The organism is Pedobacter sp. 01T416_2 (genome assembly GCF_056398925.1).
This window is the reverse complement of the sequence record NZ_JBFTQI010000133.1, coordinates 1-9,752: the sequence shown is the minus strand read 5'-3', so window position 1 is coordinate 9,752 and position 9,752 is coordinate 1. Positions and strand designations below refer to the sequence as shown.

The following is a 9,752-nucleotide window of genomic DNA, read 5'->3' as shown; positions in this document are numbered from 1 at the left end:
CATCTACCCATAGCTGTCTGAACTGTAGGTCGCCCCCATCTAAATTTGGAATATCAGCTACCCAAACCCTCCCTATAGATTCGTTTGGCAGACCAGCAATGGTGTGATTTAACTTTTTCCAGTTTTTTATTTGAATGCCTCCGCTCAAAATAACTTTTTCGTTAGGTGCTGAAATAATTGTTGTCGGACTATCTTTTGTACCAGAATCTTCAGGTCGAAGAACTACGGGTTCGTGCAATTGGTAAAAACCCTTGCCGATTATAATCCGGATTCCATCCTTAGTGGAAGCATCATCTAAACGCCTCAATTCGCGGGCTTTTCTGATGGCAGAATGTAGTGTGGCCAAAGGCTTTTCCTTGGTTCCTACATTAGTATCATTGCCATTTACGGATACGTAAATATCTATTGCATTAACTTTAAAACATAATAATGATAAAAAAATCAGCAGACTAAAGAATGGTTTAATTTGTTTGGTTCGTGGAGACACGAACCAAGGCAGCTGTATTGTTTGTATTATTGTAGTTAAACCCATTTTTATAATTCTACTATTGAGATTGCTTCGTGCCTCGCAATGACGATCCCTCACTTTGAAAAACTGATTTCAGGTAGCTTGTATTGGCACTGAAATTATATTTTACATTTGTTGGCTGTTTGGCATCCCTGCTTCTTTCTACAACCAGCCAACCACTCCAACCCATATCATCTAAAGTTTCTTTAACTTTGTTCAAATCAATTTTCGGATCGTTCTGTAACCAAACACCATCTTCATTTGTGGCATGGATCTGAACGATGTTCTTTTTGCCTAAAATTCTCAGCTCTTGGTGTAAATCCCTTCCATTCTTTATGGCATTCGAGAAATTGAAGTAGCTTTTAACATGCTTGCAATCAATATCTTTTAATAATTGCAATTCACCTTTTGCATCTAAAGCGCTTTCAATTCCAATAGTAATTCCCACTTTGGCAGCCATTTTTCCAGCAACTTTTAACCGCTCTATAATAGGTTCACGGAGTTCTGGGTTTTTAACCAAATCACCTTGAATACCCAATGGAAGAAAGACCACTTTAATATGCATTGCTTTAGCAGTATCTAAACAATCCTGGATCATTTTCTGATAAGTTGGTCGCTTGGCAAATGATTGCGCATAAAATCCGGTCATCGCCAACGAACAGATTTCAAGATTTAATTCCTTTGCCTTATCCAGATACTCCTGCCTGATTTTTGGATCGGCCAGTTTATTGTCAAATGTTTCCCGATCGCCCAAACCACCCATGTCTATTTCCAATCCGTCTGCACCGATTTCTTTTGCGAGTGGCAAAGCGCTGATTTTCTGACGTTTTAAAATCATTAAATCAATCACGGCAACTTTATAATCGTTCTTTTTCTCTGCTGCCAAAAGCAATTGATTCGGGATCATTAAAGCGCCTGTTAGCAATGTCACATGACCAATAAAAGACCTCCTGTTTTGATGCTCCATATCTATTATTTGCTTGTACTTAAAGGGAATAATTTTTCCAGATTTTCAAATCCCATCACTGCATTTTTAGGTAGTTTTTCGCCTTTATCGCCAAAAACATAAAGGGCATTTTCCTTTTCGATGGTTACTTTACTTTCATTGTATTTACCGGCTTTATCTTTAACTGCAGTACCATTTAGTTTGAAGTTTTTGATCAGGAAATCGTAAAGTGCAATGCGCTTATTAATGCCAAAATCATGTTTTTCATCCGGAAGATGAACATTCTCGACCTTATCTTTCACACCATAATAACTGTACATTTTTTGTAGATAAGGAAAATCGTGTTCTGGTGTGTGTGCTGTCCAGTCGCTACCATCTGACACCAATAACTGGGGCCGAGGTGCTGCCATTGCAGCCAGTTCTACATTATCAGTTCCACCACCACATTGGTGGATTGGCATTCCGCTTTCGCAAGGGCAGCCACCATAAAAGTAAGACGACATCGCCACTACGGGAGCACTTAGTTTAATCCTGTTATCCATGGCGGTCATTAAAATGGAATGACTTCCTGCACCCGAACCTCCACTGATGCCAATTCTGGCTGTATCGGTTTCTTTTAGCGCACTGAAGTAGTCTAAAATCCTGATTCCTCCCAAAGCCTGAATGGTTTGCGCTAAGCTTTTGCGATGATCTTCATATTTAAACTGGAGCATCGATTCGCCCCAGGCAAATAAGTCGTAGCTAAAGGCCATAGCGCCCATTCTGGCAATCATTGCACAGCGGATCTGACAATCAGGTCTAAAACGTTGTTTTTCCCAGTGTCCGTCAGGACTTAAAACCAATGGGATTTTTCCTTTAAAATTTAACGGTTTATATAGTGAGCCATTAATCCAAACCCCAGGTAAAATTTCTAATGCAATGTTTTCGACCGAATAACCGTCAAAAATTCTTTTCGCTGTCATAATCGGTTTTGAATTTGGTTTGGCAGGCAATGGCGATAACAATAAGGCTTGGTATAATTCGGGCTTTATTTGTGCCTTACGTTTTTCCCAACTGGCCTGATCGTGGTATTTTGTTGCCAAGCTATCCAAATAGGCCCATCCATCCTGAACCTCCCAACGGTAATATTCATATTCTTTCAATTTGTAAACACCTGGCTTTTCCTTGTTTACTTTCATATCCAACGGTGCAAGTACGTTTGCAAGAGTTTCATCAACGTTTGCACGGAAACGCCATTCTGCATAGTTCACCCATTTATCTTTTACCTGTGGTTCTGAATATTTGATCTGTACTTTGAAGCGTGTTTGGATCTCTTTCAAAACTTCTACAAGCGGCTTTTTATAGAAGTTATCGGTGTTTTGGATTTGGGCGGATGTGGCTAAAGAAATGGAGAAAAGCAGCATTAATGCTAAACTTATCTTTCTTCCAATCGATCGATCGTCACCCTGAACTTGTTTCAGGGTCTTAATAGCAAGGCGGCTTAACATGAAAGATGCTGAAATAAATTCAGCATGACGAGCGCAAAATCCATGACAAATAAATAGTTCATCAGCCGAAGCAATCTTTCTTGACAGGATAGATTGCCACGTCGTGCCTCCTCGCAATGACGATCGCAACAACCTCGAAATGACGTATCTCATTGAATCTATCATCTTAACCCTCCTCATTTTTAGTTTCAGTAATTACCGGAGCCGTATAACCTTTCAGTTTCGGCCAGATCCCATTTTTGATTTTCTTTAATTTTAGCTTCGAAGGATCAACCACAACGTGTTTAATTTTCTCTCTTCTCCAGGTATAAATGAAATGTAACATGCCATCAGCAGTTTGAATCACCGCAGGATAAGAATACTGGCTGATGGGCGAATCTTCCAGAATCAATGCGGCCGACCATTTTTTTCCGTCTTTTGAAACCGAAACATTTAATGGAGTACGTGGCCCTTTGGCTAAATCGCCCGGAGGCAAAACATGGTTGTAAACCAATACGTGGCGGCCATCTTTCATGGTTACGGCGTCTGTACCGGAGTTGTTATTGGGTAATGATGTTTTGGTTAATACCGACCAGGTTTCGCCGTTATCTTCAGACCAGGATTCTACAATGGCTCGATTTGCTGTTCTGGCCAATAGCTGCAATTTTCCATTTCCATGTTGTAAAATGCTCGGTTGAATGGCTTTGATTCCATTTTCGGGCAATGGGCCTACGGTTCTCCAGGTTTTACCATTATCCTTGGTTACCTCGAAGTGAATTTTCCAACCGTCGCCTTCTTTACTCGATGGTGCAAAGAGATTCCCGTTGCTTAATAAAACGGGTTTGTTTTTTACAGGGCCAATATAACCATCGGGCAATTTTGTAGCATCCGACCAGGTTTTACCGCCATCTTTTGAGGTTCTCATCATGCCCCACCATTCTGATGGTTTTGGCCCGATTTTATAAAACAACAGTAAATCTCCACTAGGAACCTGATATAAAACAGGATTCCATGTAGGTAATCTTTTACCATCAGGTTGGATACCATTAGCAGCCGAAACCGGTGCCAGCCATTTGCCATCCACAAAACGACTGATGTAGATTTCTACATCGGGATTCCGTTCTTTTGTGCCACCAAAAAATGAAGCGACTAAGCCCGTTGGCGTTTCTGCGATTGTTGCAGAGTGGCACGATGGGAATGGTGCTTTGTCGTATAGGAATTCTTGTTTTACGATTCCAGTTTGCCATTTCTCTACCTGAGCTTTGGCACTAAGTGTTACTGCTAAAATAAGTCCTATTGTGGTGTATATTTTTTTTGATATCATAATTCTTTCTCTTCGAGGTTGATTACACAGATTATTTGATTGCACAGATTTGCTTTATTACTCAAAAACTGAAAACTTTTCACTGGAAATTGCCTACTGCTTTTGTTTTGCTGCTTTCTCTTCCTTTATCTTTTTAGTGTAAGCACTATAAAGCGCTCTCCAGCTGCGACCGTTATTATTTAACATCTGCTCTGATTTCGTTTTGTAAATCTCGAAAATGGCCGAAATCTGCTTCATGTTTTTATAATCGACAGCTTGTTCCCTGGCTTGCTTCAAAAAAGCCAAAATCTTGGCTTCCTCATCGGCAGTTAAATCAGGAACAATCGCTTTGTAACCTTTCATCGTGAAATCAACCTTTCCGATGGTGTATTTGTCTAAAATGGTTTCTACCTGCTCTGGTGTTAAATTCTTTTTCAATCCATCCATAAGCGATTGATGAACCATTGATGGCATAGCAGAATCAGCAATGATCTGTTTATCTAAATCACTTAGTTTATTGCCGGTAACAGGGTTTATTCCGTCAGGAACAGTTGATGATGGGTGGTCGTTATGCCAATCTCTAATTGTGGTTAAATGAGCCGCAATTACATTTTCAACAGCAGATTTTTTTGTTGCATCACTTAAATTTAATGCAGAAGTCCATTCTTTTGCCTTTGTCAGGATTTCTTCTGGCACAACAATATCTTTGGTTTGGCTGAATGCATTTACTGCGGTGATCAGTAAGCTGAGTAGCATAAATGGTTTAAAAAACTTTCTCATAATTCTATTTTTCTTTAAGCGTCACCCTGCCCCGATTTTACATCGGGATCTTATCAAATAAGATGCTGAAACAAGTTCAGCATGACGACCGTAATAATTATTTTTTCTCCACCACAAAAGCATAATCGCCAGAACCAAGTTCATAAACAGCGTTATTATGCTCCATTTTTACAAATTTTAAATCCTTTATTGACTTATTTTTTTCTGAAACTTCATTTTTATTATTTGCAGGAATATAAACCAACGCCGTTGTATTTGCTGGGATGGTAATGTTCCAGTTAAACTGGTTAGCCGTTTTGCTATAACTGCTTTTGATTAACCCATAAACCGAATTGTAACTTGCATTTACCGAGTTTAAACCATTGATCATTTCAGGTTTCATGGTGATTTTTTTAAAAGCAGCCTCCTCCGATTTTATACCAGCCAGATTTTCGTAATACCAGATCAGCAGATCGCCTAGCATCATCACGTGGTTCTGTGAATTCATTTTCGGATCAGCCGTATTGCCATTCCATAATTCCCAAATGGTGGTTGCACCATTATCAACCATATAGCCCCAGCTAGGATAAGATTTTCGCGTAGCCACAGTATAAGCTAAATCTGGTCGCCCATAGTCGTTTAAACAGCGCATTAGCCACTGAATACCGACTAAACCATTACTTAAATGGCCTTTATTTGTCACTTCAACAGTATAAGTGATATTCTTAAAAACCTGATCTATTTTGTTCTGTGGAACCATTCCGAAATAAAGTGGAATGATGTTATCCGTTAAGGCATTAGAAGCATAATAACCTTTATCGTTATAATATTTCTGGTTGAAAGCTTCCTTGATTTTATTCCCCAAAAGTTCATATGCTTTTACATCTTCATCATTGCCGCTTACCTTAGCGAATTGTATCATCAACTGCGTGAAATGATAATAATAAGCCGTCGAAATTAATTCAGAAGGATATTTCTTGTCTGCGCTTTTGCCCTGGCCAAATTCGATGGTAATAGGAGGCATACACCAATCGCCGTAACTATCTTTAGTTAAAATATAATCTTTCATGTAGCGATCTTGCATGTAAGCTAACCACTTTTTCATTGCTGGGTAATTATCCCGAACGGCCGAAACATCACCGGTTTGTTTGTAAAGCATTTCGGTCACCAAAAGCATTGCTCCTGGCCAGGTCATGTTATCGCTGTAGTACCTCCAGAAAGCAGGTGCCACATCAGGAATAGCTCYATCTTCCTTTTGCGAGTTTCTGATGTCCTGTAACCATTTGGTATAAAAGCGTCCGTTATCAAAAAGAAAACTTTCTCCGTAAGCCACAGCGCCCCTATCGCCAAGCCAAGGCATCCGCTCGTTGCGTTGAGGACAATCAACCGGAATCCCCTTATAACTTCCGGCAATGCCCCACCAGGCATTTTTGAAGATCTGATTGGTTAAAGCATCTGAAGTTTCGAAAGTTCCGACCGTTTTAATGTTATCATAAATCATTTTGCCAAGAAAATCATTCACCGATGGTTGGTAAGTATATCCTGAAAGCTCTACGTATCTAAATCCGCGGTATGCAAAAGTAGGCCCCCAGATTTCTAATTCTCCTCCTTTTAAAGTGTATAAATCGGTACATTTCGCATTACGAAGATTAGCCGTAAAAAGTTCTCCATTATTTTGTAACGACTCTGCAAAACGCATTTTGATTTGTTTGCCCTTTACGCCTTTTACCTTGATCTGCAGCCAACCCACCATGTTTTGACCCATATCCAAAATATACCGGCCACCAGAAAGTTTAGTGATTGAAACAGGCTTTATTGTATTCATCACTTTCATGTTTTCATTCATCTGGGCTTCAATGGTTCCTGTTGGTTCTTGTACAAATTCGGCTTTTGCCCACTTGCTATCGTCAAAACCGACCTTATTCCAGCCTGGAGCTTCTTTTGTAGCATCGTATTCTTCCCCATCATATTCGTTATTGGTTCTGATAGGTCCATCTGCTGTGCCTTTCCAGCTATCGTCGGTATCAATATTTGCTGTTGTTCCATCGGTGTAAACAATGTTGATGTTCATCAGCATTTTCGGAAAACCAAATGTTTTAATTTTATAAGGTTTTTCATTTTGACGCATCGCGAAGAAACGGCCATTTCCGAGTATCGTGCCAACTGCATTTTTACCGTTCTGAAGGTAACTGCTTACATCGTAAGTGTTATATTTTACGTTTTTGGTATAATCTGTAGGCGATGGAGATAAAACATCATTTCCAACTTTTTTGCCGTTGATGTAGAGTTCGTACAAACCTAAACCAATGATTGATGCCGTAGCAGACTTGATTTCTTTCGTACTCTGAAACTCTTTTCTGAAATACCTGGCTGATAAACGCGAATCCGTTTTAATGTTATCCCATGGGAATGCCCTGTCAAAACCAATCCAGCCTTTCGGCCAATCTTTGTAGTATAGCAAACCCATAGAAAAATAGTTGTTAGCAGACCATTCGCTTTGCCCAACATTGGTCCACACTTTAACTTTCCAATAGGCTTTCATCCGGCTTTTAAGCACTTTTCCGTTGTAAGCTATATGAATAGATTCTGGTGAGTTAATCTTTCCTGAATCCCATAAATCGCCCTCATTAGCATTTAATTTCTCAGGCGAAGAAGATACCAAAATCTGATAAGCCGTTTGCATTACATTTCTTTCATTTGAGATGATATGCCATGCCAATCGAGGTTTCAAAACATCAATACCCAAAGGATTCTCGAGCATTTCGCAGGTCGTGTTTTGCAACGAGATCTGCGCCATCACTTTTGAAAAGGATAGAAACCAAATGCTGATGATCGCTATGTAGATTTTAATGTTCATTATACTTCGTGGTTGATTACACAGATTAATTGACTTCACTGATTTTCTACTTCTTTAATTATTCTTTCTTCTTTTGCTTTGCGAAAAACTTAGTGTTCTTTGCGGTTAAACATTTATTTGCTCCCGCTGATTTCGAAGATTTACGCAGACCAATAATTTTCTCATCTGCGTAAATCCGCGTTATCTGCGGGCTATTCTTTTTCTTTGCAATGCGAAAAACTTAGCGTTCTTTGCGGTTAAACATTTATTTGCTCCCGCTGATTTCGAAGATTTACGCAGACCAATATTTTCTCATCTGCGTAAATCCGCGTTATCTGCAGGCTATTTTTTCTTTGCTTTGCGAAAAACTTAGCATTCTTTGCGGTTAAACATTTATTTGCTCCCGCTGATTTCGAAGATCTACGCAGACCGATATTTTCTCATCTGCGTAAATCTGCGTTATCTGCGGGCCATTATTCTTCTTTACGCTTCGCGGTTGATTACATAGATTAATGGATTACACTGATTTTTTAATTCTTTAATTATTCTTTCTTCTTTTCTTTGCGGTTAAACCTATCTACCTGAAAAATCAAAATACAAGGTCATATTTAGTGCTCTATTTGGGGCTTTATCAAAATCGTAATAGATATTCTTCATTCCCATGGGGCCTGTAGTTTCTGGTTTTTGTGTTTTTGTGCCAATTGCCGAAATTGCGTTCATAAATGAAATATCACCATTCGGAAATGTCGGACTCATGTTATCATATTCTGTATCTTTCGATTTTTTTGGCGTAAACAACCTTAAAAACACATCTTCCCTATCTGTAACCACTTTAAAAGATTGTTTTTTACCAATAAACTCACACCAATACATGTTTGAATAATAGCCCTTAAATTCAGGGTATTGCCAAGGTGCTTCACCAGTTGCTGAATTATTATAATCCTTTTTCCAAATGCCAAAAGCTGTGCCCTTCATTCGGTTTTTCCAAACGCGGTATGGTCCGCTTCCTTTATATTCAACTGCTTTGATTTCTGATTCAGGATAAGAGAAGTTCAGTCCTACGAAAGTGGTAAAGTAATCTGATGGAAAATATTTCACTTCCATTTTTAACCAGCCTGATGGATAAATCGTCCATTGTAAAGTGTTCCAACTTTTTTTTTTATCAAATTTTGATGAAATCACTAAATTTTCACCATCCATTTTTTGAATGAAGTTTTTAAAATTATTTACACCCTCCTGTAAAATGGGGCCATTTGAAAACGGAATTACACCTTTGGCATTCTGTGCCTGTTGCAGCAAACCTGTTATTTTATCGAATGTTAAATCGATGCCGTTGGCAGATACCTGATAAACTTTCGCATCCTCTTTAATATTTACCTTTGAAGAACCTGTTTTTACAACAATCTTCTCTGCATCATCTTTAGGCAGTGTTATTGGGAAACTCCAGGTAAACAATTCCTTACCATCAGGTGCATTTGCAGTGAGATAAAGTGCATCAAAGTTCCTCCAGTCGCTTGGAAGATCGACTTGTAATTTTCCTTTTTCGAAAGGTTTTATATTTGGTGCATTGGCTCTTCCAGATTTGAATGCTGCATCTGTTCCCGCTTTTAATTTCTTTAATTTCCAGTTGAATGTACATTGATTGAGATTGGTAAATGCATAACGGTTTTCTAATGTAAACGAACCATCAAAACTGGCAGTCATTTCTCTTTTCTCTACAAAAACAGGACTCCAGACTTCTTTAATGGTAAAGAAACTACCTTCTTTTTCGTGGTAAGGTCCAACAATTCCGTCAGGGCCATGATTTCCATCGGTATCTAATTCGCCATTTTTATCGGTACGTACCACAGCCTGATCGGCAAAATCCCAAAGGAAACCACCTGCAGAAAGTGGATTGTTCCACATGGCATTCCAGTAATCTTCAATGCCTGCAC

6 protein-coding genes and 1 pseudogene are annotated in these 9,752 nt (G+C 39.1%); all 7 read right to left on the bottom strand.

The genetic code is table 11. The annotated features are described in order from the left end of the window. Nucleotides 1-532, bottom strand: a pseudogene (locus tag AC1DPQ_RS08050) (hypothetical protein); the annotation flags it as partial. A 13-nt stretch (nt 533-545) separates the two neighbouring features. Beyond that, nucleotides 546-1,415, bottom strand: a complete 870-nt coding sequence (locus AC1DPQ_RS08045; protein ID WP_477584968.1) for a sugar phosphate isomerase/epimerase family protein — start codon at nt 1,413-1,415, stop codon at nt 546-548. Between the two features lie 65 nt (nt 1,416-1,480). After that, nucleotides 1,481-2,857, bottom strand: coding sequence for an acetylxylan esterase (locus AC1DPQ_RS08040; RefSeq protein WP_477608721.1), 1,377 nt, complete (start codon nt 2,855-2,857; stop codon nt 1,481-1,483). 250 nt (nt 2,858-3,107) lie between these two features. Then, the gene (locus tag AC1DPQ_RS08035) at nt 3,108-4,244 is read right to left on the bottom strand and encodes a sialidase family protein (RefSeq protein ID WP_477608719.1); all 1,137 of its coding nucleotides are present in this window, start codon (nt 4,242-4,244) and stop codon (nt 3,108-3,110) included. A 93-nt stretch (nt 4,245-4,337) separates the two neighbouring features. Then, the gene (locus AC1DPQ_RS08030; RefSeq protein WP_477580666.1) at nt 4,338-5,003 is read right to left on the bottom strand and encodes a DUF3826 domain-containing protein; all 666 of its coding nucleotides are present in this window, start codon (nt 5,001-5,003) and stop codon (nt 4,338-4,340) included. Nucleotides 5,004-5,100: 97 nt separating this feature from the next. After that, nucleotides 5,101-7,839 carry an alpha-L-rhamnosidase gene (locus AC1DPQ_RS08025; protein ID WP_477608717.1) on the bottom strand — a complete coding sequence of 913 codons (2,739 nt, stop codon included), beginning with the start codon at nt 7,837-7,839 and terminating at the stop codon, nt 5,101-5,103. 552 nt (nt 7,840-8,391) lie between these two features. Continuing rightward, a partial coding sequence (locus AC1DPQ_RS08020) for a beta-galactosidase small subunit-related protein (protein ID WP_477608715.1) occupies nt 8,392-9,752 on the bottom strand: 1,361 nt, incomplete at its 5' end.